This window comes from Actinoallomurus iriomotensis, from assembly GCF_030269445.1.
Lineage (GTDB): Bacteria > Actinomycetota > Actinomycetes > Streptosporangiales > Streptosporangiaceae > Actinoallomurus > Actinoallomurus iriomotensis.
The window spans coordinates 276,446-301,887 of record NZ_BSTJ01000006.1 but is presented as its reverse complement, the minus strand read 5'-3'; the positions used below and the strand labels follow the sequence as shown (position 1 = coordinate 301,887).

The following is a 25,442-nucleotide window of genomic DNA, read 5'->3' as shown; positions in this document are numbered from 1 at the left end:
AGTCAACCGCCGGTCCGGCCGGGATCATCCCGTGTTCTGCAGGCCCGCGGCGACACCCGCCGCGGCGAGCAGCAGGAGGTCCTCGACCTTCGCCCGCTGGGCGTCGTCCTCGATCCCGGCACGCAGCTCCTGCAGCGCGCGCAGCTGGAGGTGGGACAGCGCGTCGACGTACGGGTTGCGCAGCTCCACGGCGCGGGACAGGACGTTGCGGTCCTCCAGCAGCCGGGTGTGGCCGGTGACCTGGAGCACGAGGGACCGGGTCCTGTCGTACTCCGCCAGCACCGCCGCGGCGAGGTCCGCCCGGTCGCCCACGTCGAGGTAGCGCTCGGCGATGGCCCGGTCGGTCTTGGCCAGGCTCATCTCCGCGTTGTCCAGCAGCGCGGCGAACAGCGGCCACGAGGCGTACGCCTCGCGCAGCTCGTCCATGTCGTCCACGGCGGCCAGCCCGCTGCCCAGGCCGTACCAGCCGGGCAGGTTGACCCGCGTCTGGGTCCAGGAGAACACCCACGGGATGGCCCGCAGGTCCTCCAGCGACGCGGTCGCCTTGCGCCGCGAGGGGCGCGAGCCGAGCCGCAGGCCGCCGATCTCGTGCAGCGGGCTGACGCGCGCGAACCAGTCGGCGAAGCCCTCGGCCTCGACCAGCGACCGGTACGTCCGCTCGGCCGCCGCGCTGATCCGGTCGGCCAGCGGACGGAACCGCTCGGCCGCCGCCAGCGCGCGCTCCTCGACCCCCGGAGTGGAGGCCATCAGGACCGCGCTGGTCACCTGCTCGACGTGCCGCCGGGCGATCTCCTTGTGGCCGTACCGGGCGAAGATCACCTCACCCTGCTCGGTCACCTTGAACCGTCCCGCGACCGAGCCGGGCGCCTGCGCCAGCACCGCGCGGTTGGCCGGGCCGCCGCCGCGGCCGAGCGCGCCGCCACGGCCGTGGAAGAGCGTGAGCCGGATGTCGTGGCGGGCCGCCCACGAGGCCAGCGCCGCCTGCGTGTCGTACAGCTTCAGCGTCGCCGTCGTCGGGCCGAGCTGCTTGGCCGAGTCGGAGTAGCCGAGCATGACCTCCAGGCTGCGGCCGGTCTCCAGCAGCCGGCGGCGTACGGGCGCGAGGCGCAGCATGCCGTCCAGCACCGCCGGGGAGCGGTCGAGGTCCTCGCCGGTCTCGAACAGCGGCACGACGTCCAGCACCGGCGGCTTGCCGCCGACGGCCGCGTGCTCGGCCAGCTCGTAGACGGTGGCGACGTCCTCGGCCGTACGCGTGAAGGAGATGACGTACCGGCGGCACGCGTCGACGCCGAAGCGCTCCTGCACCCACGCGATGACGCGCAGCGTGTCGAGGACCTCCTCGGTCTGCTCGCTCAGCTCGCCCCCCGCGCGGATCTCCGCCAAGGCCTGCTCGTGCACGCCGGAGTGCTGGCGGACCTCCAGCTCGGCGAGGTGGAAGCCGAACGTCTCCACCTGCCAGATCAGGTGCTGCAGCTCCCCGTACGCCTGGCGCACGGCGCCCGCCTCGACCAGGGAGTCCTGGACGAGGCGCAGGTCGGCGATCAGGTCGGCCGGCGCGCGGTAACCCAGGTCGGCGTCACGCCGCCGGGTCGCCTCGATGCGCTCGGCGGCGTAGAGCAGGAACTGGCGGTGCGGCTCGCCGGGCGAGCGCTTGCCGATGTCGGCGATCAGGCCGGGCTGGGCCGCGCGGGCGGCGGCCAGCGCGCCGTGCAGGGCGGCGGAGGCCGGCGTGGTGCCCTCGTGCGTGGTCAGCGTGCGGCCGACGCGGGTGCAGGCGGCGGCGAGGGCGCGCAGGATGTGGTCGGCCTGGACGCCGATCGCCTCACGGGTGATCTGCGCGGTGACGTACGGGTTGCCGTCGCGGTCGCCGCCGATCCAGCTGCCGAACCGCAGGTACGGGCGGGCCAGCGGAGGCCGCGCACCGGTGCCGGGGGCCAGCGCCGTGTCGAGGGACCGGTAGATCGCCGGGACGACGCGGAAGAGCGTCTCGTCGAAGATCGCCATCGCGGTGCGGACCTCGTCCAGCGGGTCCGGCTTGGTGCGGCGCAGCGGTGACGTGCGCCACAGCAGGTCGATCTCCTCCAGCAGCCGCCGCTCGATCTCGTCGCGCTCGCCGCTGCCCGTGCGCGGGTCGTTCAGCTCGCCCAGCAGGGCGCTGATGCGCAGGATCGCGGTGACCACGGCACGGCGGCGCGCCTCGGTCGGGTGCGCGGTGAGAACCGGGCGCAGCTCCAGATCGTCGAGGAACCGGCCGATGCGCTCGTCACCGATCTGGCGGACCGCGTCGGCGACGGACTCGCGCAGCGGCTCCTCACCGGTGTCACGCTCACGCAGCGTGCGGATCCGCTGGTGCTCTTCGGCGAGGTTCGTCAGATGGAAGTAGACGGTGAACGCGCGCGCGACGAGCTCGGCACGGTCCAACGGCCAGCCACTGACGATGGCGGCCACGTCGTCGACGTCCTTCTCGTCCCTGCGGGCGGCGATCACCGCATGCCGCAGGGCCTCGACGTCGTCCAGCAGGTCCTGTCCGCCGTACTCGACGAGGACCTGACCGAGAAGGGAGCTCAGCAGCCGCACGTCGGCGCGCAGCGGCTCCGGCATCTGCTCGCGGGCGGAGTTTCGAGTCGACACGCGATTCAGCGTAGTCAGTCACGGGCGGTGCGCCGGAGACCGTCTCGCGAGCTGAGATCACCGTCCCTGAGGACTGAGCGTGGGTGGTGTGCGGACAAGAACCGCTGTTCAGCCTCCCACCGTGCACGCCATTCGGGTCACCACCTCACGCACGCTCATTCGAGTACGGCTCGCAACCCCCGGCGACAGCGCTCGGGACGGGCTGGCTACTCTGACGGGATGGCCACGCAAGCCCCAGAGCCGCTGCCCGCCGCCGAGATCGACATCCACACCACGGCGGGGAAGATCGCCGACCTCGAACGGCGCCGCTACGAGGCGGTGCACGCCGGGTCCGCGCGTGCGGTCGAGAAGCAGCACGCCAAGGGCAAGATGACCGCCCGCGAGCGGATCGACGCCTTCCTCGACGAGGGGTCCTTCGTCGAGTTCGACGAGATGGCACGGCACCGCGCCCACGGCTTCGGAGTCGAGAAGAACCGCCCGTACGGCGACGGCGTCGTCACCGGCCACGGCACGGTCGACGGCCGCCCGGTCGCGATCTTCTCCCAGGACTTCACCGTCGCCGGCGGATCGCTCGGCGAGGTGTTCGGCGAGAAGATCGTCAAGGTCATGGACCACGCGCTGAAGACCGGCTGCCCGGTCGTCGGCATCAACGACTCCGGCGGCGCGCGCATCCAGGAGGGCGTCGTCGCTCTCGGGCTGTACGCCGAGATCTTCAAGCGCAACACTCACGCCTCCGGCGTTATCCCGCAGATCTCGCTGGTCCTGGGCCCCTGCGCGGGCGGTGCGGTGTACTCCCCCGCGCTGACCGACTTCATCGTCATGGTCGACAAGACCTCGCACATGTTCATCACCGGGCCGGACGTGATCAAGACGGTCACCGGCGAGGAGGTGACGTTCGAGGACCTCGGCGGCGCGCACACGCACAACACCAGGTCCGGCGTGGCCCACCACCAGGCCTCCGACGAGCAGGACGCCATCGACTACGTCAAGGCGCTGCTGTCCTACCTGCCGTCGAACAACATGTCCGACGCGCCGGTGTACGACACGCCCGCGCCCCTGGAGATCCTCGACGAGGACCTCGAACTCGACACGCTCATCCCCGACTCGCCCAACCAGCCGTACGACATGCACACCGTCATCGAGCACGTGCTGGACGACGGCGAGTTCCTCGAGGTGCAGCCGCTGTTCGCGCCGAACATCGTGTGCGGTTTCGGCCGCGTCGAGGGCCGCTCGGTAGGGATCGTGGCCAACCAGCCGATGCGGTTCGCCGGCACGCTCGACATCGACGCCTCCGAGAAGGCCGCCCGGTTCGTCCGCACCTGTGACGCCTTCAACGTGCCGGTGCTGACCTTCGTGGACGTGCCCGGGTTCCTGCCCGGCACCGACCAGGAGTGGAACGGCATCATCCGGCACGGCGCCAAGCTGCTGTACGCCTACGCCGAGGCGACGGTGCCGCTGGTCACGGTGATCACCCGCAAGGCGTACGGCGGGGCGTACGACGTCATGGGCTCCAAGCACCTGGGCGCCGACATCAACCTCGCGTGGCCGACCGCGCAGATCGCGGTGATGGGCGCGCAGGGCGCGGTCAACATCCTGTACCGGCGGGAGCTGGCCGCCGCGGACGACCCGGACACCCGCCGCGCGGAGCTGGTCACCGAGTACGAGGACACGCTCGCCAACCCCTACATCGCCGCCGACCGCGGCTACCTCGACGCGGTGATCAAGCCGTCGGAGACGCGCGGTCAGATCGTCCGTGCCCTGCGCGCCCTGCGCGACAAGCGCAAGACGCTGCCGCCGAAGAAGCACGGCAACATCCCGCTGTAGATGGAGGCGCCCATGGCCCCGTTCCTGCAGGTCGTCCGCGGCGACCCGACACCGGAGGAACTCGCCGCAGTGGTCACCGTACTGACCGCGCGCGCGAGAGCGGCCACCCCGCCGCCCGCCCCCAGTCCGCGCTCGGCCTGGGCGGACCCGACCCGCCGCCTACGCCGCACCTTGCCCCACGGCCCGGGCGCCTGGCGCGCCTCTTCCCTCCCCGGCTGACCCACCCTTCTCACTCGCTCACTCTCTCTTCGTGGTTAAACGCCTACAAGGCGTCGTCGAGCGAGTAGAGTCCGTCCGTTGTGGGGAGGTCCCGACGAACGCCCGGGGGCACGGTCGCCGTGCCGTTGGCGATCGTCGTGTTCGCGGGGCTGCTGAGCGGGTGCCGGTCGCCGGTGCCGTTCCGCGGCCGGCCCGGGCCCGACGCTCCCGTCGCCGGGCTCGGTGCTCCGGTGCCGTACGTCCGGCCCGCGCACTCCCCGCCCGTGGTGGACCAGCGCGGGGACCTGCCCGACGCGCCGCCGGACGTCTACGCCGCGACCCAGGCCGGCATGCTGAGCCCGGCCGTCCGTGGCCTGCCGCGCCGGGTGTACGTTCCGGACGCGCGTGGCAGGGCGGTCGAGGTCATCGATCCGGCGACCTATCGCGTGCTGCGCCGGATCCCCGTCGGCCGCGCGCCCCAGCAGGTCGTGCCGTCGTGGGATCTGAAGACGCTGTGGGTGACCTCGCCGAGCGGCCTGGTGCCGATCAATCCCCGCACCGGTACGGCCGGCCGTACCGTGCCGGCGGCCGCGCCGTCGGACCTGTACTTCTCCGTCGACGGCCGCGAGGCCCTCCTGCTGGACTCCCGGCGCGGGCGGATCGACGTCCGCGACCCGCACACGATGCGGCACCGCCGCACCCTGCGGGTGCCGTGCGCGGGCCTGACCAGCGCCGACTTCTCCGCGACCGGTGACACGCTGGTCGCCGGGTGCGCGCGGTCGGGGCGCCTCGTCCGGGTGGACCTGCGGCGGCACCGGGCGGCCGGAACGCTGACCCTGGCGCACGACGCGGATCCGCAGGACGTCCGCCTGTCGCCGGACGGGCGGACCTTCTACGTCGCCGACGCCGCGCGGGGCGGGGTGTGGCTGGTCGACGCGGCCCGCTTCCGCAAGAGCGGCTTCATCCGTACGGGCCGGGGCGCGCACGGCCTGTATCCCAGCCGCGACGCGAGCGTGCTGTACGTGACCAACCGCGGCGCGCGTACGGTGTCGCTGATCTCGTTCGCCCGCCACCGGGTCACCGGCCGATGGCGCGTGCCGGTGCCGCCCGACATGGGCGGCGTGTCCCCGACCGGACGGGTGCTGTGGCTGTCGGCGGAGGCGGACGACGCGGTCTACGCCCTCTCGACCCGTACGGGCCGCCCGCTGCGCAGGATCGCGGTCGGCCCCGGCCCGCACGGCCTGTGCGTCCACCCCCAGCCCGGCCGTTTCTCCCTCGGCCACACGGGCAACTACCGCTGACGCCGCGTCAGGAACGCCGCAGGGAGGACAGGCCCCACAGCTCGGCGATGCGCCCGTCGCGCACCCGGAAGATCTCCAACATCGTCGGCCGCGGCTGCCCGGGAACCCCGCGCACGCTCGTACGGACGGCGGCGGTGTCGCCCTCCACGACCATGTCCTCGACGACGACCTCGGCATCGGGGAACGCCTCGTGGAACCGCTGCCACGACCGCGTGACGCTCTCCGGCCCGGTGGTCCCCAGAGGGTGACTGTGGAAGTCCGCCGTGAAGATGTCCGCCGCGGCGGCGTGGTCGTGAGCGTCGAACGCCGCATACATCCGCCGGGCGGCGGCCCGCACATCCTCGGTCACGATTTCTCCCGTCCGGTCACGTTCGTACGGACGCGCCGCAGGACACGCAGCACGGCCTCCCGCTCCTGCGTGCTGACGCCGTCGAGCAGTCGTTCCTGGTACTCCTGGTGGGACCGCTCCAGGTCGGCGGCCAGGCGCTCGCCGGCGGGGGTCAGCGCGGCCAGCGTGTAGCGGTTGTCCGCCGGGTCGAGCCGGCGTCCGGCCAGCCCTTCGGCCTCCAGCTCCTTCACGAGCCGGGTGACGCTCGCCCCGTCGACGCCCAGCGCCTGGCGCAGGTCGCTGTGGCTGGTCTCGCCCACTATTGATGTCTTCAAGAGATGGCGTCCGGTCGGTACGTCAGCCGGTGCCGCGTGCGGCGACGCCGCGCCACTGGGGAAGGAGCTCGTCGACCAGGGCCTCGGTCTCGGGTTGCATCTGGTCGGTGTACGGGTCGGCGGCGACGCGGCCGCGGAGTTCGTCGACCACGTCGCGGAGCTGGGCCGCGTCGCCCGTCGCGTGGGTGGCGCGGAGCAGGTCGCGCCACAGGCCCTCGTCGCCCTCCGCCAGGCGCAGGCCCGCGCGCGCCGCCGTCACGGCGCCCCGCGCGTCGCCCTCGTCCAGCTTCATCAGTGCCAGCCGGTGTGCCACGTCGGCGACACGGGCGGTCGCCTCGTACTCGAAGTCCTCCGTGGCCAGCCAGCCGTAGCGGCCGCGCGGACGGCCGTCCATCAGGCGGCCGCGGACGAGGTCCAGCGCGTACGACATGTACGCCAGCTCCGAGGCCGGCTCGGCCGCGGACCGCCAGATGAGCCAGCGGAACGTCTCCCAGTCGACCCGTACCTCCGAGCCGAGCCGGATCCGGCCGTGGTCGTCGTAGTAGAGGTTCGGCCGGCCGCGCGAGTCGCGTCCCAGCCAGTCGGCGACCCGTGCGACGGTCGCGTCGCGTACGCTCGCCGACACCCCGCGCGGCCAGACGGCGCCGCCGAGCACGGTCGGGTGCACGCCCTCGCTGTGCGTCGCGAGATAGACGAGCACCTCGGTGCAGATCGCGCGGCGGCTCTCGTCGAGCGGCTCGGGCGCGTCGATCTCGATCGGGCCGAGCAGGCGGATGTCGACGGCGGGCTGTGTCTCACCGCCCAGCGGCGTCGCGGGCGGCGGGTCGTCCGGGTCGCCGTACGGCACTCCCTCGGTGCGTCCGGCGGTGCGGAACAGCTCGACGACCGCGCGGTAGTGCGGTTCGGGCACGAGCTGCGCGTCGACGTCGAAGCCGAGCACCCCGGCGCGCAGCCGGCCGTCGGCGGCGACGTCCCAGGTCCAGGTCGCGCCCGGCGTGTCGCCGGCGACGATGTAACCGGCCGCCATGCGCTGGCCGGTGCGGGCGAGCGCCACCAGCCGCTCGGCCTCCTCCGCCGCGGGCGGGTCGGCCATGATCAGGTAGTGCGGCATCCACGCCTCGCCGAACACTCCGCGGCACCGGCCGGTCAGCACGGAGTCGGCGCCGGAGGCCTCGAGCGCCTGGCGCACCTCCTCGCTCCGCCCCTCCAGCTCGGGCAGCGCCTCGGCCAGCGACCGTACGACGCGGATGCGGTCGGGCGCGACCAGCGCCAGCTCCTCGTCGAAGCCGACCAGCGTGATCCGCATGTGGTCCGACCAGCGGTTGGTGGCGAGCTCGACGGCGACCGCGGCGAGGACGGCGCGGCGTACGTCGTCGGGGCCGTGCAGCGCGATCAGGCCGTGCGCCGCCTCGAGGTCGACGAGGATCCGGCCGGTCTCGTTGGTGCCGATGGAGACCAGTCCGGGGTACGGCGCGAGCACGTCGGCGAAGTCGGCGGTGGCCATGCCGTCGAGCGCGGTGGTGTTCAGCCGCCACACCTGACCGTTGTCGTACTCCTGCCAGGGCGCGGGCGGGTTGCGGTCGGCCGGGGCGATCCACAGGTCGAGGCTGTCGGCGCCGAGGTGCACGCCGTACACGGTGGGCAGCGTGCGGTCGTCGGCGGCGAGCGCGGCCGACATCTGCCGCAGGCCGAGGTCGAGCAGGCGGGTCGCCTCGGTGTCGGCGGCGATGCGCAGCGCGTGCTCGGCCGTGGCCGCCTCGCCCTCCGGGCGGGCGATCATCGTGCCGAAGGCGCGCCGCCAGAGCTGCTCGCGCCGCCGGCGGCCGAGCCCGGCGAGCAGGCCGGCGGCCAGGAGCGAGGCCACGGCCAGCTCCTGCGGCCAGCCGAACGCGGGCGCGTTGACGATGGGCAGCCCGGTCGGCTCCTGCGCCGGCGGCCGCTCGTGCCGCGGGGTGTGCGCGGGCGGCTGCTGCGCCGGGGGCTGCTGGGCCGGGGGGCCCTGTGCCGGGTCGCCGGGGACGGTGACGTCCGGTCCCTCGTCGATCGGGGGCCGGCCCGCCTCGCGGTCGGCGCGGTCGTCGCGCGCCTCCTGCTGCGCGGCGTGCCGCGCGGCCTCGACGGCCTGGTGTTCGGTGTTGACGTACCCGTGGTGGTGGACGCCGCCGGGCACCTGCGCGTGCGGGACGCCGTGCTCGTGCCGCCCGTCGTGCGGGCCCTTCTCGATGATCTCCACGTGGGTCGCGTCGGCGGGCATGTCGAGCACCCAGCCGGGGCGGATCAGGCTGGCCATGGTGAGACGCGTGCCGTCGGGCTGCAGCTTGCCCTTGTTGAGGGAGTAGATCTCGCGGTAGCGCCGGCCGTCGCCCAGGCACTTCTCGGCGATCTCCCAGAGGCTCTCGTGGTGCCGTCCGGCCGGCGGGCGTACGCGGTAGATCTTCCGGACGGCGTTCTTCTCCATCAGCGTCGGGTTGTCCGCGTTCTGGCCCTGGCCCTGGTCCTGGTCGGACGCGGGCTCGGCCGCGCGCGGAGGCTCGCGGTGCTGGGGAGGGTTCACGTGCTGCTGGATGTGCGTCGCACGGACGCCGGTGATCACCGGCATGACCGCCGTGGTCGCGGTGAACAGCAGCAGCGCCGCGACGACCAGCCGGTGCGCGAGCGCCTGCGGACCGCCGGCGAGCGGGACACGGGCCGGTACGCCGACGCCGCGGATCCCGGCGTACGCCTCGACCAGCACGCACGCGGTCAGCTGGATCCAGGCGAGCCACACGACGATGACCAGCACGTGCATGAGCGCGGTCGCGTCGAGCCGCTGGGTGAGCGTCTCGGTCGAGGGCAGCTTGTGCGGGATCGGCGAGCCGAAGAAGGTCAGCAAGGCGAAGGGGACCCCGAGCAGCAGCGCCGCGAGCGCGGCCATCGCGAGGACGCCGGCGAGGACGTCGCCGGCGCTCCGCCCCCGGTCGATGCGTACCGGGGGCCGCTGGATGGAGCTCATCGGACGCGCGGCGTCAGGACTCCGGCCCGCCGGCCGGGGAGAGGACGCCGCTCCCTCCTCGGAATCTCGGGGACGGCCGAAGGCGCGTCCAGCGCCGGACGCCCGGCGCCGGCCGGCCGTCCTTCGGAGACATGCCACGTCAGCAGGCGGGCGGTGGTCTCGCCCAGGTGGGGAACGATCGGCTCTGCGTGGCATGCCGCCGGCCGCCCCGGCAGCACACGCGTCGGGTGAAGGGTGGACGGGTCGTACGCCGCGCCGGAGGCCTCCGCGAGCGCCGTCGAGACGCACGCCCCCAGGCCACGGGCACCGCCGTCGTCGCAGGCCGGGGCGGTGAGGAAACGAGCCAGCGTCCGGCGGCCCGGAGCGGCGACCGGCCGGTCCGCCGCCGGAGCCGGGATCAGGTGCCCGCCGCGTACGGCGGGAAGGCCGCCCTCGGACGGGCGGTGGCCGCGCGGGACGGCCGGCCGAACCGCGAACCTCAACCTGATCACTCCTTGTGCGTAGGACCGGATGGCGAGCCCCGCCGGGGGGGGCCGGGAGCTCAGATCCCCTCCTGTGGATGGGCCGATGCCGCTGAGGACATTGTCATGTCCGAGAAGCCGAAAGCGCTAAGCAGTTGGAACTTCACCCGGATCTGGACGATGACCCGCGCGACCTCCCCGCCGGAGGTGTCGCACTGGATCGGGCCCGTCACCTCGGGATACTTCCTCGCGAGCAGCCGCGCGCGGCGGCACGGGGCGTCGGTGGCCAGAATGCGCGCCCGGCCCGTACGGCGGAGGTAGGCGACGTCGATGTCGTCCGCGGCGGCGCGGGCGGCCTGCTCGGCGATGTCGGCGGCGCGCTGGCGGGCGTGGATGGTCAGGCCGCCGTCGACGAGGAGCCCGGCCAGGACGAGCACGAACACGGCGAAGATCGTCGTGAACAGCGCGACCGTGCCCCGGTCGTCCCGCCGCCGTCTCACTCGATCCTCCGGAACGTGTCGATCGGCGCCGTCGCGGTGCCGGTCATCGTGCGGGAGGGGCTGAACCCGATGAACGAAAGGCCGGTCAGGTCGATGTCGCAGTGGACCGCCACCGAGACCTGCCCGCCCTGGCGCCACTGGGAGAAGTCGACCGTGGTGCCCGGCAGCCGGCGGCACCACTTGCGGCCGCTCAGCGTCTGCTCCGCGGCGTCGGCCGCGGCCTTGTTCGCCCCCGCGGTGCTGCGGGCGAGGGAGGCGGCCCGCGCGGCGTCACGGGCGGCGCCGTCGACCTGGCTCTGCGCCTCGACCACCCGACCCAGCCCGACCATGACCATCATGAAGGCCACGAGAACGGGCGTCAGCAGCGCCAGCTCCAGCGCCATCGTCCCCGCGTCGCGTCTCTTGGCTATTCGCATTGGTCGAGACCGTTGTCGGGCCGGTAGCACTCGACCGGGCCGCTCGAGTGCTCGCTGACGCGGAACCGGAAGAACGGCACGACGGGCACGGCGTATCCGCCGACGGTGACTCCGCGCACGTGCTGCCCCACGTTCTCCTCCGGGACCGCGTCCACCTTCGTCAGCAGCTGCGGGCCGATCTTGTTGACGTAGTCGATCCCCTCCGACTTCGCCGCCGACCGCCAGTCGCCCGTGCGCTGTTCACGGGCGACCCGCGCGGCCGCCTGCGCGGCGGCGAGCGCGACGTGCCGGGCGTTGAACACGAGGGCGAACTGGACGACGAACAGAATGACGAGAAGCAGAACCGGCGTCAGCAGGGCGAGTTCGAGCGTGTTCGCACCCCGATCGCGCCGCCCTCGGGTCGACGCGCGGCCGGTCGTACGCACCCGGTACTTACCGCCCCCGTGCTTGCCGCGCATTCTTGTCACATCAAATCCTACGAATTAGCTTGAAAAGCTGTCAACCATTTACCGATGGCCGCGACCGGCCGCATATCGGCGTTCGCCCTTTCCCGGATAGACGGCGCGCCCCGGCCACTCGTCAGTTACCGGGGCCGTTGTCCACGTTGATCTTGTTCGCCGCGGCCGTGACGCGCCGGTAGATGACCCAGCCCACGGTGATGGCGATGAGGGCGAGGATTCCGGTGATGATCGCCCACTCGATCGCGGACGCGCCACGGGTCCGGTCCGTCTCCTGACGCAACCGGTGAATTCGCATTTCAACGTGTGACCGGATGTAGGCCACGACGGGGTCGTTCATCGGATTCAGCCACTGCATGAAGCACCTCGCAGTCGGGGGAAAAGAACGGACGGGAAACGAGTTATGAAGCGACCACGCGCATCACCGCCGGATAGGCGAGGAACACCAGGAAACCGGCGCACAGCAGGAGCTGGGCGACGAGCATGGACTGAGAGCGTTCACCGGCCTTTCCTTCGATGTCGGCGAGTTGCCTGCTGCGCATGCTGGCCGCGCGGGCGGAGAGTGACTGCCGCACCTTCGCGCCGTCGTCGGCCACCAGCGCGAGGGCGGCGGACAGGTCGCGAAGTTCGTCGACGTTGACGTCGTCGCCGAGGCGGCCCAGCGCCTGCCAGGGCGTGATCCCGGTGATCCGGGCGTTCGCCAGGGCGTCGCGGATGCGGCGCACGGCCCAGCCGTCGCCGACGTTCGCCGCGGTCATCAGCGCCTCCGGTACGCCACGGCCGCCGGCGAGGTTCATCGCGACCAGGTCGAGGAAGGCGCTGACCGCGTGCCGGAAGTCGCGCCGCCGGGAGGCCGCCTCCTGGCGGAGCTGCATGTCCGGCAGCAGGAAGAAGATCAGCGCGAAGAAGAGGCCGAGCCACACCGGCACGGCGACCACGACGTGCAGCCCCAGCACGGCGAAGTAGGCGACGAGGATCGGGATGAACACGATCGCCCCGATCGCGAGCAGGAACTTCGTCGCCAGGAAGTTCTCGAACGATCGGTCCAGCAGCGTCAGGTCCGCGCGTACGGACCGCTGCTGCCAGCCACGCGACTCGTAGAAGGCGGCCAGCGACCGGCCGAACCGCGCCCGCAGCCCGGTGACCCGCTCGGCCGTGGCCGCGGCGCGCCCGGTCGGCTCGGCCTCCCCGCGCCGGCGCGCCGCGTCGAAGGCGGCGAGCCGCGCCGACAGGCCCGGACGCGGCGGGAACAGCGCCCGGAACAGCAGGTACGCGCCGAGTCCGAAGAAGGCGCCGGCCAGCAGGGCGACGGTCATCGGGTGCCTCCTCGCGGTCCGGGCACGGTGGGACTGCCGTTCGCGGGCGTCTGCCCCTGCCAGCGCGCGACGGTCTCGGGGACCTCGCCCGGCACTCCCGGCTTGTCCGGCGCCTCTGGCTTGTCGGAGTCGGCCGAGGCCAGGAACCGCTGCGGCGTCTCGTACTTGGCCAGGCGCCGCAGCCAGATGAACCCGACCGCGAACAGGCCGACCACGACCGCCAGGACGAGCTGCCCGGTGAGCGAGTCGTACATCGCGACGTACGTGCGGTTGACGACGGCGAGCAGCAGCGCGGTGCCGACCGAGACGCCGACGACGATCTGGACGCTGCGGCGGGTCGTCCGGCGGTTCGCCTCGACCCGGCGGCGCATGTCGAGCTCGGCGCGCGCGGAGTCGGCCAGCGCGCCCAGCATGTCGCGCAGGCCGGGGCCGCGCAGCCGCGCGTTGAGGATCAGCGCGGCGACGACGAGGTCCGCGGACGCGTCGTCGAGGTCGTCGCCGAACATCCGCAGGCCGTCCGCGAGCGGCACCCGCGTGTGCAGCCGGTCGACGAGGGCCTGCACCTTCGGGCGCAGCACCGGCGCCACGGCCCGCAGCGACGACGGGATGGCCTGTTCGAGGCCGACCGCGCCCGCGATGGTGTCGCGCAGCGACTCGGTCCACGCGGCGAGCGCCTCCAGGCGCGCCATCGAGCGGCGTTCTTCGGCCGCGCCGCCGCCGATGCTGTTCCACCCGAGCACGAGCAGCGCCGCGCCGACGCCGGCGACCGGCCACCGGGTGATGATGAGCACGACGACGCCCACGACGACCGCCAGCGCCGTACGGGTCGTCAGGGTGCGGATGATCTCCTCGCGGCTGCGCGCCGACGGCCGGCCGGGCCGCGGGCGCACGCCGCGGATCGCGACGATGAGCAGCAGCACGCCGCCACCGGTCAGCGCGCCCGCGACGAGCGCGAGCGCGAGGCCCCCCGAGAACGCCCCTGTCACCAGACCGCTCCGTGGGACGGGTCGTAGCCGTACGGCACGAGCTCCTGGACGCAGGCGATCGGCGCGGCCGGCCGGGCGCTCCCGTCCTGGCCGGGTTCGAAGATCTCGCTGGACAGCACCCGGCCGTCGCAGCCCGTCACCTCGCGGATGCTGGAGACGAACCGGCGCAGCCGCCCGCCGTGCGCGTAGTCGTTGCGCTTCTCGATGAACACGACGAAGTCGATGGCCCCCGCGATGAGCATGTGCGTCGCCTCGATCGGCAACCGCTCGTCGGACTGCAGGGCGTACGTCGCGATGCGGTTGAACACCTCCCAGGAGGAGTTCGCGTGGATCGTCGACAGCGAGCCGTCGTTGCCCTGGGTCATCGCGTTGAGCATGGTCACGATCTCGTCGCCGAGCACCTCACCGACGATCACGCGGGAGGGGTTCATGCGCAGCGACCGGCGGACGAGCTCGGCCATCGTGATCGTGCCCTGGCCCTCGGAGTTGGGCAGCCGCTCCTCCAGCGCGACGACGTTGGGGTGCAGCTCGGAGAACTGGTCGAGGCCCAGCTCCAGGGCGCGTTCCACGGTGATGAGCCGCTCGGCGGTCGGGATCTCGTTGGCGATCGCCCGTAGCAGCGTCGTCTTTCCGGCGTTGGTCGCCCCGGCGATCATGATGTTCTTGCGGGCGGCCACCGCGGCGCGCAGGAACAGGCCGATCTCCGTGCTGATCGTGCCGTTGCCGACCAGGTCGGCGAGGAAGACCTTGCCGAGCCGGGCGCGGCGGATCGACAGCGCGGGCCGTACGGTGACGTCCATGACCGCCGACAGCCGGGAACCGTCGGGCAACCGCAGGTCGAGCTGGGGGTTGGCGGAGTCGAACGGCCGGCTGGACAGACCGCTGTAGGCCGCGAGGATCTGGATGAGCTCGACGAGCTCCTCATCGGACTCGGCGACCGGCTCGGCCATCACCTCACGGCCGTCGGCGTACCCGATGAAGACCCGGTCGCAGCCGTTGACGTCGATGTTCTCGATCTCGGGGTCCTCGAGGAGGGGCTGGAGGCGGCCGACGCCGAACAGCGCGGCGTGCACGCCCGCGGCGAGCTGCTCCTCCTCTTCGGCGTTCGGCGGACGCCGGCCCGCCGCGATCTCCGCACGCGCGAACTCCTCCAGCACCTGCCCGATGAGAGCGCGCGCGAACTGGCGTTCGTCCTCGGGGTTCATCGGGGCGACGCCGTTCGCGGCGTCGAGCCGGCGCTGGTCGGCGAGCCGGGACCCGACGTCCTGGCGAAGGCGCTTAACGAGGCTGTGGTCCACTTGCCACTCCCTGCGTTTCGCGATCATCCCCCGATGTGGGCGCGACCCGCGTCGCGAGTCCACCCGCGAGCTGCCGCGCCGAACGGATCAGCAGTGAACGGTCGAGCCGCCCGCCCCACTGGCCCCTCAGCATTTCAGCACCCTTGGGATCCATCGCGAAACCCCCGAGGACGGCAGCGGGCAGTTTCGCGTTCGAAATGATCCGGCTGACCTCCGCTATGGCGGTGCGGTATTCGCTCGGATCGGCGACGACCACGATGCCGATCGGCGGCGCGGAATGCCCACCGAGGTCATTGGACAATGAGCCGATGCGTTCACGCAGGTGAGCGACCTGTTCGAGAGTCGCCCGCGTGAACAGCACGATCATTGACGCCTCACGCAGCAGGTCCGTCAAGGCCGATCCGGGACCCAGACGGCCACAATCGGCCACCACGTCGGCGCCCGGCAGATTGGCGAAGGCCCGGCCCAGGGGACTCCACAGCCAGGTCAGTCCCTGCGCCTGCTCGGCGCGGGTCAGCCCGACCAGGACGTCCAGCCCGCCTTCGAGCCGCTGCGTGTGCTCCCAGACCTGCTCGGCCCGCAGCCCGCGCCGCGCGGTCGCGGCGAGGCTGAGCATGCCGCGCGCCGGGTTGAGCATGCCGCCGCCGTCGGCGGGCAGGCGGTACACCAGGTCGCCGCCGGCCTGGTCGCACTCGGCGAGCAGTACGGGACGGGGCCAGACGGCCCCCAGCGCGATCGCCGCGGTCGTGACGCCCGGCGCCCCCTTGTCCGCCGCGAGGACGACGAGCCCCATCAGGGGGTGCCCGTCGATCGGTCGCGCGGCGACGCGGGCGGGTTTCCGGGCGACTCGTTCGCGGACGGCTGCGTGCTCGGCTGCTTGGGCGTCGTCTGCCTCGGCGCCGTCTGCGGGGCCTTCTCCCCCGCAGGCAGCAGCGCCACCGCGACGGCGCCGGCCGAGGAGGCCTGGGTCACCTCGGGCGCCTGGTCGACCGGGACGGTCACCGAGACTGAGATCTGGTCGGCCTGGATGTCGTTCTGGCCGGGCTGCACCACGTCGTACACCGTGGCGGCCGGGGCGAGCACGGTGCCGCTCTGCGTGCCGCTCTGGCCGCCCTGGGAGGAGACGGCGTACAGCGCGACGCGGTCGCCCGGCTGGAGGCCGCCCGCGGGCAGTTGGCCCGGCTTGAGCGCGAGACCCACCACGACGGAGCCCTTGGTGACCGACGAGCCGGTGCTGATCATGCCGTTGGTGAGCAGCGCGCCCTTCACGAGGGTCACCGTCGCGAAGGTCTGCGTCACCTTGGCCCGGTCGCCCCACGGGATGTAGTCCAGGCCGCCGGTGGACGAGACCTGCACCTCCCGCAGCGCCGACGCCGGGATCCGCTGACCCGCCGCGACCGGCTGGGCGATGCTGATCACCGGAACGCGCTGACCGCTCACCATCACGAGGTACGCGCTGATCAGCGCGCCGCCGACGATGAGCAGCACGGCCAGCGCGGCCATGGCCGGCTTGCGCTCCCGCCGGGGAACGGGGATGCGCTGACCGGTGGCCGTCCCGAGCGAGGGACGTCCGTCGGTCTTGCGATCACTGCTCGTGGTCACAGGCTCTCCGCCAATTTCGGCTGATTTGGGCTGATTGCGTTCGACGGGGACGCGGCGAACCATCGTTCCGCCCATAACGCCGCGCGTCAATGTGGCGACGACAGATTGTTTGCGCAGCGAGTCCCGTGAGTTGTCAAGTGATCAAGGAACGACTCACGGGGAGCCGCTGTCTCCCGCCCGGCCTCCTCTCTATCCTGGTCCCGCACGCTGGGGATGTGGAGGGGTGAATGCGAATCTCGCTCACGGCGCTGACCGATCAAGGTCCCCGTGACGTAGTGGTCAACGGCGATTCCGATATGACGGTCGGAACCGTTGCGCGGTCACTTATTGCCACATTGAACGCCGACACCGCCAAGGAACCGCTGGCGGAAGTCGTCCGCCTCCCGAGCGCCCGTTGGGTGGACGATCCACCGCACCCGCTCTGGGCCGGCGGGCGGATGCTCGACCCCGCGGCCCCGGCGAGCCGGTTCCTCCGCGACGGCACCCTCGTGGCCGTGCATCCCGGCGCCGCGCCCGCCACGGTGCTCGGCGAGCCGACCGGCATCGCCGAGATCCGCGTCAGCGGCGGCCCGGCGGCCGGCCCCGTGCACCGCCTAGGCATCGGCCAGACCACCATCGGCACCTCCCCCGACGTGGACGTACGCCTCGCCGACCCCTCCATCCCCCCGCACGCGCTCACGGTCACGGTCGAGTCCCGCCGCGTCACCGTGTCCGGTTCGGGCGTCCTCGACCAGGTGCCTCTCGAGGGCACGGTGGAGTGGCCGCCCGGCGGCGTGCTCTCGATCGGCACGACCGTCCTGACGCTGGCCCTCACCGCCGCTCCGGACGCCCACCTGTCGCCGCTCGACGACGGCGGGCTGGCCTACAACCGGCCGCCGCGCATCCGCCCGCAGTCCGGGCCGCGCCGCATCGAGGTGCCGCAGGAGCCGGAGAAGGGACACCGCGAGCGCCTGCGGCTGCTGGGCTCGCTGCTGTTCGCGGCGACCGGCGTCGGCATGGTCGTCTTCACCGGGCAGTGGTACTGGGCGCTGATGGCCCTGGCGTACCCGGTCATCCAGGTCGGCGAGTGGCTCGCCGACCGGCTCTATGGCCGCAAGTCGTACAAGAAGGCGCTGAAGGAGTACCGCGCGAAGAAGGCGGAGTTCGAAGGCGCGCTGGAGAGCATGCGCCGCGCCGACCAGGCCGAATGGCGCGCGCTCGCCCCCGACCCGGCCGAGGTCCTGCTCACCGCGACCGGCCCGCGCCGCCGCCTGTGGGAGCGCCGCGTCGGCGACCCGGACACGCTCCACCTCCGCATCGGCCTGGCCGACCTTCCCGCCCGCATCGAGCTGCGCCCCGGCCGGGGCGGCGGCGACGAGCCGGCCATGCCACCGGCGCCGGTCGCCCACGCCGTACCCGTCCCCCTGCCGCTCTCCGAACTGGGCGTGATCGGCCTGTCGGGCGCCCGCGACCGCTCCCGAGCGCTGGCCCGCTGGCTGGTCGCCCAGGCGGCGGCCCTGCACAGCCCCCGCGACCTCGCCATCGTCGTACTGTCGGCGGACCCGTCCGCCGCGTCCCACTGGAACTGGGTGCGCTGGCTGCCCCACTGCGCCCCGCGCGAGGGCGAGGACTGCGTCGCCCTGATCGGCGCCGACCCGGACACGGTGGCCCGGCGCGTGACCGAGCTGGCCATCCGCATCACCGAACGCCGCCGTACGGCCGAGCCCACGTCGGCCTTCGGCATCGGCGGCGCGCCGGCCGAGGGCCCGTACAACATCCTGCTGGTCCTGGACGGCGCCCGCCAGCTGCGCCGGGTGCCGGGCATGCCCCAGGTGCTGAGCGGCGGCCCGTCCGTCGGCCTGCACGCCATCTGCATCGACGACGACGAACGCCTGCTGCCGGAGGAGTGCACGGCCGTCGCGGTGTGGGACTGGGACCGCCCGACACACGTACGCCTGCACGGCAACGGCCTGGACTCGGTGGGCGCGGTGCTGGCCGACCAGGTGACCCCGGCGTGGTGCGACCGCCTGGCCCGCGCCATGGCGCCGGTACGGGACGTGTCGCGCGACGACACGGAGGCGATGATCCCGTCGTCGGCGCGGCTGCTGGAGCTCTTGCACATGCCGACACCGTCGGCGGCCCAGATCCAGGCGACGTGGCAGTCCGGCGGCCGTACGACGGTGGTGCCGATCGGGGTCTCCTCTGACGGGGTGTTCTCGGTCGACCTGAGTTTGGACGGCCCACACGGGTTGATCGCGGGCACGACGGGCGCCGGCAAGTCGGAGCTCCTGCAGACGATGATCGCCTCCCTGGCGGTCGCGAACCGCCCGGACGAGATGACGTTCGTCCTGATCGACTACAAGGGCGGCGCCGCCTTCGCGGATTGCGCTTCTTTGCCCCATGTGGTCGGCATGGTTACGGACCTCGACGGCCACCTGACGGAGCGGGCGCTGGAGTCCTTGGGAGCCGAGCTGCGGCGGCGGGAGGAGTTGCTGCTGCACGCGGGCGCGAAGGACATCGAGGACTACTGCGAGTTGTACGACGCGGGCGACCGGCGTGCGTCCACCCGTATGCCGCGGTTGGTCCTGGTGATCGACGAATTCGCGGCGATGGTGGGTGAGCTGCCGGACTTCGTGGAGGGCCTGGTCGACATCGGCCGCCGCGGCCGATCGCTGGGAGTCCACCTGCTCCTGGCCACTCAACGACCCGCGGGTGTGGTGACCGGCGACATCCGGGCCAACACGAACCTGCGCATCGCGCTGCGCGTGACCGATCCGGACGAGTCGACGGACGTGCTCGACGACCCGGCGGCCGCCCGGATCTCCAAGTCGTCGCCGGGCCGGTGCTACGTGAGGTCGGGTGTGGGCTCGCCGGTGATGGTTCAGGCAGCGCGTATCGGCGGTCGCCGTCCGGGGAGCACGTCATCGTCGGTCCCGGCACGGGTGACGCCTCTGCCGTGGCCCCGCCTAGGCCGTCCGCTACCGGTCGACGTGCCGACCGACGAGTCGACCATGGTGACGGACCTGAAAGTCCTGGTCGAGGCGATCAGCGAGGCGTGTGACCGCGCGGGCATCGAGGAGCAGCCGGCACCGTGGCTGCCACCACTGCCGTCGGTCGTGACTCTGGACGACCTGCCGGCGGTGTTCGCCGATTCTGACGACGTGCCGCCGCTAGCCTTCGGGTTGACCGACCTGCCGTCGTCCCAGTCCCGTTCAGCCCTGACGCTGGACCTGGTGCACGGCGGCCACCTGTACGTGGCCGGCTCGGCTCGGTCAGGCCGCTCGACGGTCCTGCGAACGCTGGCCGGTTCGTTGGCATCGACATGCTCGCCATCCGACGTACACCTGTACGCGATCGACTGCGGCGCGAACGCTCTCTTGCCTTTGGTGGCGCTCCCTCACTGCGGCGCCGTAGTGGGCCGCGATCAGATCGAACGAATGGAGCGGTTGCTGGCCCGGCTGCACGCGGAGGTATCCCGGCGGCAGCAGCTACTCGCGGCGACGGGCTTCGCCTCACTGGCGGAGCAGCGAGCCGCCGTCGCCCCATCGGACCGTCTGCCGTGGATGATCCTGATGCTGGACCGCTGGGAGGGCTTCGTCGCCGCCTTTGAAAACTACGACTACGGGCGTTTGATCGAGACAGTGCTCCGTTTGCTGCGCGAGGGTCAGGCAGTGGGCCTGAGGGCCGTCTTCACCGGAGACCGCTCTGGCATGAGCGGCCAAGTGTCCACTGTATTCGACGACCGCCTTGTCCTCCGAATGTCTGACCCGAACGACTACAACTACGCCGGCATCAACGAGCGTCACGTGCCCTCGGACATGCCCCTAGGTCGAGTGATCGAGGCCATCGGCGTGGGCGGCCCGTCCCTACGTGAGTCGCAGATCGCTTTGCTGGAAGCGAATATGTCGGGCACGGCTCAAGTGGCGGCACTGCAAAAGCTCGGACGTGAAGCAGAAAGTTCCTACGGCCGTTCAGCACGCGCGCTACGGCCTTTGCACGTTGACGAACTGCCTGTCCGCATCACGTACTCTGAGGCGCGTGCGCTAGACCCTGATTTCAAGATCCCCTCCCCGTTGTGGGTTCTGATCGGCGCTGGAGGAGACGAGCTTGGACCCATTGGGGCCGATCTATTGACCGAAGGTCCCAGCTTTACCATCGCGGGGCCACCGCGCTCGGGCCGCTCGACGGTCCTTATGACCATGGTGAAGTCACTCCTGGATGCCGAGGTCGGCGGAGAAATCATCCCCGTCGTTCTCGTGTGCCCTCGCCGATCGCCACTGCAGGGACTCAAAGGCGAGCCAAACGTGCTCTGCGTACTCGACAGCGATGGCGACCGCGATGCGATCGAGAACGCCGTCGAACAGGCACAGCGGTATGTGATAGTGATCGACGATGCAGAGCTAATCGACGGAGGTCGCCTCGATGACCCGCTCGTCGATCAACTACGGGAGGCCCGCGACGCTGAATGCGGGATCATTATCGCGGGCCGAACGGACGACCTCTCGCGCGGCTACAGCGGGTTTATTGCCGAGGCCAGGAAGTCTCGAGCAGGTGTGCTACTCGACGTTCAATCACCGGACGATGGCGACATATTCGGCCTTCGTCTGCCTCGTAACAGCGGGGCGGCCGGACCGCCCGGCCGAGGCCTGTATGTGAGCCGAGGCGCACATCTACCCATTCAAACAGCAATAACCTAATCCCCGGCTGGTTGATCAGCCCGCGGTTGACGGAAACCAATCTTTGACGTCCCGATAGTTCTCGGAAATCTGGTTTACATACTGCTCCAACGTCATCCTGGTCGGCTTCATCGGGCGGCCATCCTGGGAGTGCATAACCACACTTATCGCGGCATTTCTGTTCTCTTTGTACCAGTCTTCAAAGCCGTCATCCGAAGAAACTACACCCCCAGTAAGCCATGGCTCTCTGGTAGAAGGGCTCAACTTCCCTGCCGCGATAAGCCCTTGCACGATCAACGGAGGCAGGTCGAAGTTCGCCTTGATTCCGTCCTGTTCGGCGCCCAGGCGGGCATTTTGCTCGTTACCCTCCGAAGGGCCATCCATGTATATGTCTGAGATGGTAAATGCTTTTCCGGCAAGCTTTGTCGCCTTATCTATCCCATAGCCTCCGGGGAGCATCCCGATCACCGAACTTACAGTCTGCTTCGCACTCTTCTGTTCAGCCGCAAGTACATCATCTTCATGTCCTCTAGCTATCTTCTCCATAGCATCCACCGAATGCAGTACCGCAAACAACTCCGCCGCATCCGCAGGATAATCCGTAGCGGAACCATTTCCCGCCTGGGTCTGCATGACGCCGGCCGTCACCAAGCCTTTAATTCGCCCCTTCATCCAGCCGAAGTCTTGGGGGCTTTGACGCAAGGCCTCATCGAGAAAGTCCTGGACATCATCGTGGTTCATCGTGACTGCATACGGAAGACCGTCGTCTCCATGCCGCAGCCCAAGAGTCGTGTCTTTACTGGAAGCCGAATGGGCAAAATCCGGCAAATAGGAACCTGCGATTTGAGTGAGACTGTGACGCAGCCCGAACGGCAGCGACAAAACATCTTGCATAGTCTTATTTTTTAGCCTGCCAATATGGTAGGCCTTAACCTCACTGACTATATTCACCAACGCTTGTGCGGCCTCTTTAGCACCCTCAGTGGTACCGCGCGGGAACGTAACTCCGGACCGGAGCACTGCGCCAGCCGAACCGGAAGCATCATAACCCTGACCATAATTGCCGGGAATGATCCAATCACCGTGAACCAGGACGTGAACATTTCCCTTATCCTGAAGAGCCCAACGCGACGCATCACTATTCTCCGACGTGCGGTCGAGGACAGGAATCGTCGGGTCGAATTTCTTCAAAGCAGCTTGAGCACTCTTGTTAAGGTCCGATTCGCCAGGCGCCCACTGAATCCCGAGGTCCCTATACCATGCCGTTCTCGGATCTTTCGGTAGATAGGGATGCCGCTGGTGCCACTGAAGCATCGATGCAGTCATGGCGGACAGAAAATGTGGATCCCAATTCTTGCCGTTTGGACCATACTTGAACAGCATTCCGACCGACCATTTATCGGAAGCTTTTACGAAGACCTTTTCCCGGTCACCGCCTAGCAAATTCTCCGGCTTGCTCGTCGGAGTCTGCCGGTAGTTGCTAGCAGCCGCGAGCGAGGAGGCGACGTCCTTCAATATTCGTTCTGACTCGGCACTGAGTACCGTCGGCTTGTCCGTCGACTTACCGTCCGCGTCCTGATTGTGAAGAACACGAGCGAGCTTCGCAGCGGCGTCGCTGTCCAAACTGTTCCACAGGGTGGCAAGATAAGCCTTGTCGTGTAGGTGCGCATGCATGTCACGTGCGACTGCAAGCAAGCGCTGCCTTGAGGCTGCCTTGTCTTTATTGCCCAACGCCAACGCCGACTTTAGGTCTGCGGCATCCTTACGCGCAGCAACTCCGCTCTGCGAACTCGCCTGCCAGTCGAGTTGAGGCCAGAAGCTCCTGCCAAAAAACGCACCACTGCCTTCTTTTTGAGCGAGCTCACGTGTCTGTCGGGCGCGTTGCGACATATCCCCGGCGTCTTTATGAGCCGCCGCGACCAGGCCCTCAATGGCTCCCGAGCCCGCGAGATGCCCCCCTTGACCACTCAGTATCTGACTAATCTGCCGCAGCGCAGGACCCAAGGTGTCGTCGAGGCTGGCCAACTGCCGGGCCAATCGATCGACGGCGATTGGATCGAACCGGACCATGTCCCCCATGACTCCACTTTCGTCCGTACTACAAGATGAGTTTTTCCATTAACGTTCTATGCTTTACATAGCACCGTGCGTCTTAGCTGCTTTTTGTAGGATCTGGTTGCGTAGTCGCTCCGCATCCTGGAGTAGTGCCTCGATTTTCTGTCGACGCGCGTCCCACCCCTGACTCCAGATGTCCGCAGCCCTGCCGTCCCACGTCTTACTTCCCATCTGCCCTCGAACGCCGCCGAGGGCAGATCTAACCGACTCGGCGAGCCCGGATATAGGCGCAAGAGCCGCAGCTACGTCGTCATAGTTTGTATGAGCCACATTAACCACACCTGTCACCCAGATACGCCGAGCGCCACGATCCTCCGGCACCCGGGGTCTGAGATATAGACTTGGGTCGCTATCACGAGTAGAACATCAGCGTCGGCGATCGAACCAGAACTTGGGCTCGGATTGAAAGCGTGAGAGCATGTGACTCCACCTCGAGCGACCATTTCTGTTCGTCCATCGACCGAAAGATGGAACACGCTACCGTCGGTCATGCCCACCCAGGCGCTGTTTCCCGCACCGGGCGAGAGTGATGCTATCCCACCGTTCGCCTGTACATGATACGTGGAGACGACTTTCCCAGCGGCGTTCAATCGGACAACGCGGTCTTTCCTATTATCGGCATACGAGTCGTTTCCGTCAGGAGAGAGTATGGAGTAGTCGAACCCGGCTGGCGGCCTCTTAATACTCATCTTTGAAAATGAAGCTTTCTCGCCCAGGATGCTTACGCGGTAAGCGGAGCCACCCAGCTCGAGTATCGGCACACCCGCCTTGCCCTTGGAGAGGTGCGGCGAGCCCGTCCCGTCGACCTTTGGGATCGTTCCCAGATTGATGGCGTGACCGGCGGCTGTGACGCGTGCCAAAACGCCAGCATCGTTGATGACAAGTGCCGATCCATCTGAGTTCAAGAGGGCGGTCATTGCCCCAGCGAACACAGTCCCGTCAGGAAAAGTTGCTCCATGTTGCAGGAGGAAGCTTTTCACCTGGCCAGTCGCTGTTACTTCACTGAAGATTCTGTCATCCTTGTGACTGACGACGATGAGGCCTCCGCCTGGAGATGGCAGCAGTTCCTTGATTTCCGACAGACGTGATCTCTTATCCAGATCTGGATCTCCTGGCCGGCCAGCCTCAGTGACGAGCGCTAGCTGGCCCGGCGATGCGGATACCGTAGTGGTAGGCGCTGGAGTTTTAGGTGTAGCGGGGGCGCGAGTCCCTCCCCTGGTGCAGCCACCGACAAAGGAGGCCAGCACCACCACGGCGAATACAGCCGAACCTGAGATTTTCACTAATGCTACCCGCCAACTCAATAGGTACCAGGAACGCAGCTAGTACCCGCATCGGGTTACCCCTGATCGAATATCGCTTAGGGCCCCAGCGGGGCACGCCGGGGCCCTAGCGGAAGGCAACGTTATTTGCCGACGTTTCGGAAACCCTCGGCCCGGTTGCTGATGTCTTTATGCGCATCCTGAAATGCGGTCACCATCTTGTCGAACGAAGGCTTGGCCTGTGACCACGCCTCGCGGAACCGGTTTGCACCCGGCCCCTGCCAGATGTTCTGGCTGCCCTGCGTGTTCGAGTTGAGGTCTCGGATAATCTGGTCGAGTTCTTGTCCATGCTTCTGGAACAGACTAGCGAGCCGCTTCATACCCTCGGGATCGCCACCATAGATGCTCATACGCTTCATTCCTCCCGTAGTGGTTTTTGCACCGGCCGTATAACACTTTTAGGCTCTTACCTAATACTGCTTCGCACTATCGCAAGCGGCAGCGACTACGCTTGTCTCGCCGCCATCGGTGTCTACCTGCGGCCAAGTGTCGTTCTGACTGCAGGCCAATGACACGTCACCCGACGCAATGATTCGCCAGGCACCTACCTTCCGCGTCTTCTTGTCTGCGCCAGCAGCAACGGCTCATCTCCGGCAATCGGTAGCCTCCCCGCACGAAGCCTGAAGTCGACACTGTCGCTCCTGCACCCCCGGCGCGCCGTCCCTCGTCGACCAGACGCCGTAGATTGGTGACCAGCGCGACGC

General features: G+C 69.6%; 21 protein-coding genes. 4 read left to right on the top strand and 17 right to left on the bottom strand.

Features of this window, described 5'->3' with window-relative positions:
• Positions 1 to 24 precede the first annotated feature (24 nt).
• On the bottom strand, positions 25 to 2,601 hold the full coding sequence (locus QSK37_RS25245; protein ID WP_285626162.1) for a phosphoenolpyruvate carboxylase: 2,577 nt from the start codon (positions 2,599 to 2,601) through the stop codon (positions 25 to 27).
• 249 nt (positions 2,602 to 2,850) lie between these two features.
• Between QSK37_RS25245 and QSK37_RS25240 the strand changes: the two genes are divergently transcribed.
• From QSK37_RS25240 to QSK37_RS25230, 3 genes are all read left to right on the top strand, one after another.
• Positions 2,851 to 4,455 (top strand): acyl-CoA carboxylase subunit beta, encoded by a 1,605-nt coding sequence (locus QSK37_RS25240; RefSeq protein WP_285625518.1) that lies wholly within the window; start codon positions 2,851 to 2,853, stop codon positions 4,453 to 4,455.
• Positions 4,456 to 4,467: 12 nt separating this feature from the next.
• On the top strand, positions 4,468 to 4,674 hold the full coding sequence (locus tag QSK37_RS25235; protein WP_285625515.1) for an acyl-CoA carboxylase subunit epsilon: 207 nt from the start codon (positions 4,468 to 4,470) through the stop codon (positions 4,672 to 4,674).
• Positions 4,675 to 4,793: 119 nt separating this feature from the next.
• On the top strand, positions 4,794 to 5,954 hold the full coding sequence (locus QSK37_RS25230; RefSeq protein WP_285625512.1) for a YncE family protein: 1,161 nt from the start codon (positions 4,794 to 4,796) through the stop codon (positions 5,952 to 5,954).
• 7 nt (positions 5,955 to 5,961) lie between these two features.
• On the opposite strand, the gene QSK37_RS25225 is transcribed toward QSK37_RS25230, so the two are convergent.
• The 13 genes from QSK37_RS25225 to QSK37_RS25165 all read right to left on the bottom strand — a co-directional run bounded on the left by QSK37_RS25225 (position 5,962) and on the right by QSK37_RS25165 (position 16,646).
• A complete protein-coding gene (locus QSK37_RS25225; RefSeq protein WP_285625510.1) occupies positions 5,962 to 6,303 on the bottom strand; it encodes a nuclear transport factor 2 family protein in 342 nt (113 codons plus the stop codon).
• Positions 6,300 to 6,602, bottom strand: a complete 303-nt coding sequence (locus tag QSK37_RS25220; RefSeq protein WP_285625507.1) for a MarR family winged helix-turn-helix transcriptional regulator — start codon at positions 6,600 to 6,602, stop codon at positions 6,300 to 6,302. Before QSK37_RS25220 ends, QSK37_RS25225 begins: the two co-directional genes overlap by 4 nt.
• A 37-nt stretch (positions 6,603 to 6,639) precedes the next feature.
• Positions 6,640 to 9,609: a bacterial transcriptional activator domain-containing protein gene (locus QSK37_RS25215; RefSeq protein ID WP_285625504.1), complete on the bottom strand. Its 2,970-nt coding sequence runs from the start codon at positions 9,607 to 9,609 to the stop codon at positions 6,640 to 6,642.
• The gene (locus tag QSK37_RS25210; RefSeq protein ID WP_285625501.1) at positions 9,606 to 10,091 is read right to left on the bottom strand and encodes a hypothetical protein; all 486 of its coding nucleotides are present in this window, start codon (positions 10,089 to 10,091) and stop codon (positions 9,606 to 9,608) included. Before QSK37_RS25210 ends, QSK37_RS25215 begins: the two co-directional genes overlap by 4 nt.
• Positions 10,092 to 10,150: 59 nt before the next feature.
• Positions 10,151 to 10,570, bottom strand: a complete 420-nt coding sequence (locus QSK37_RS25205) for a pilus assembly protein TadG-related protein (RefSeq protein WP_285579375.1) — start codon at positions 10,568 to 10,570, stop codon at positions 10,151 to 10,153.
• Positions 10,567 to 10,986, bottom strand: a complete 420-nt coding sequence (locus QSK37_RS25200; protein WP_285579376.1) for a TadE family protein — start codon at positions 10,984 to 10,986, stop codon at positions 10,567 to 10,569. The genes QSK37_RS25205 and QSK37_RS25200 overlap by 4 nt, the downstream gene beginning before the upstream one ends.
• A complete protein-coding gene (locus QSK37_RS25195) occupies positions 10,977 to 11,444 on the bottom strand; it encodes a TadE/TadG family type IV pilus assembly protein (RefSeq protein ID WP_285579488.1) in 468 nt (155 codons plus the stop codon). Before QSK37_RS25195 ends, QSK37_RS25200 begins: the two co-directional genes overlap by 10 nt.
• Positions 11,445 to 11,565: 121 nt before the next feature.
• On the bottom strand, positions 11,566 to 11,802 hold the full coding sequence (locus QSK37_RS25190; protein ID WP_285625497.1) for a hypothetical protein: 237 nt from the start codon (positions 11,800 to 11,802) through the stop codon (positions 11,566 to 11,568).
• Positions 11,803 to 11,845: 43 nt separating this feature from the next.
• Positions 11,846 to 12,760 (bottom strand): type II secretion system F family protein, encoded by a 915-nt coding sequence (locus QSK37_RS25185; RefSeq protein ID WP_285579378.1) that lies wholly within the window; start codon positions 12,758 to 12,760, stop codon positions 11,846 to 11,848.
• Positions 12,757 to 13,746, bottom strand: coding sequence for a type II secretion system F family protein (locus tag QSK37_RS25180; RefSeq protein WP_285625491.1), 990 nt, complete (start codon positions 13,744 to 13,746; stop codon positions 12,757 to 12,759). Before QSK37_RS25180 ends, QSK37_RS25185 begins: the two co-directional genes overlap by 4 nt.
• Complete coding sequence (locus tag QSK37_RS25175; RefSeq protein ID WP_285625489.1) at positions 13,743 to 15,044, bottom strand: TadA family conjugal transfer-associated ATPase; 1,302 nt, start codon at positions 15,042 to 15,044, stop codon at positions 13,743 to 13,745. The genes QSK37_RS25180 and QSK37_RS25175 overlap by 4 nt, the downstream gene beginning before the upstream one ends.
• Complete coding sequence (locus tag QSK37_RS25170; protein WP_285625487.1) at positions 15,025 to 15,837, bottom strand: hypothetical protein; 813 nt, start codon at positions 15,835 to 15,837, stop codon at positions 15,025 to 15,027. Before QSK37_RS25170 ends, QSK37_RS25175 begins: the two co-directional genes overlap by 20 nt.
• A complete protein-coding gene (locus QSK37_RS25165) occupies positions 15,837 to 16,646 on the bottom strand; it encodes a CpaB family protein (protein WP_285625485.1) in 810 nt (269 codons plus the stop codon). The genes QSK37_RS25170 and QSK37_RS25165 overlap by 1 nt, the downstream gene beginning before the upstream one ends.
• A 398-nt stretch (positions 16,647 to 17,044) precedes the next feature.
• Here QSK37_RS25165 and QSK37_RS25160 point away from each other — a divergent pair, with 398 nt between their 5' ends.
• Positions 17,045 to 21,322: a type VII secretion EssC family protein gene (locus tag QSK37_RS25160; RefSeq protein WP_349497987.1), complete on the top strand. Its 4,278-nt coding sequence runs from the start codon at positions 17,045 to 17,047 to the stop codon at positions 21,320 to 21,322.
• Between the two features lie 15 nt (positions 21,323 to 21,337).
• On the opposite strand, the gene QSK37_RS25155 is transcribed toward QSK37_RS25160, so the two are convergent.
• The 3 genes from QSK37_RS25155 to QSK37_RS25145 all read right to left on the bottom strand — a co-directional run bounded on the left by QSK37_RS25155 (position 21,338) and on the right by QSK37_RS25145 (position 25,088).
• The gene (locus tag QSK37_RS25155; RefSeq protein ID WP_285625481.1) at positions 21,338 to 23,380 is read right to left on the bottom strand and encodes a hypothetical protein; all 2,043 of its coding nucleotides are present in this window, start codon (positions 23,378 to 23,380) and stop codon (positions 21,338 to 21,340) included.
• 320 nt (positions 23,381 to 23,700) lie between these two features.
• Positions 23,701 to 24,333 carry a hypothetical protein gene (locus QSK37_RS25150; protein WP_285625479.1) on the bottom strand — a complete coding sequence of 211 codons (633 nt, stop codon included), beginning with the start codon at positions 24,331 to 24,333 and terminating at the stop codon, positions 23,701 to 23,703.
• Between the two features lie 488 nt (positions 24,334 to 24,821).
• Positions 24,822 to 25,088, bottom strand: a complete 267-nt coding sequence (locus QSK37_RS25145) for a WXG100 family type VII secretion target (RefSeq protein WP_285579392.1) — start codon at positions 25,086 to 25,088, stop codon at positions 24,822 to 24,824.
• Positions 25,089 to 25,442 lie beyond the last annotated feature (354 nt).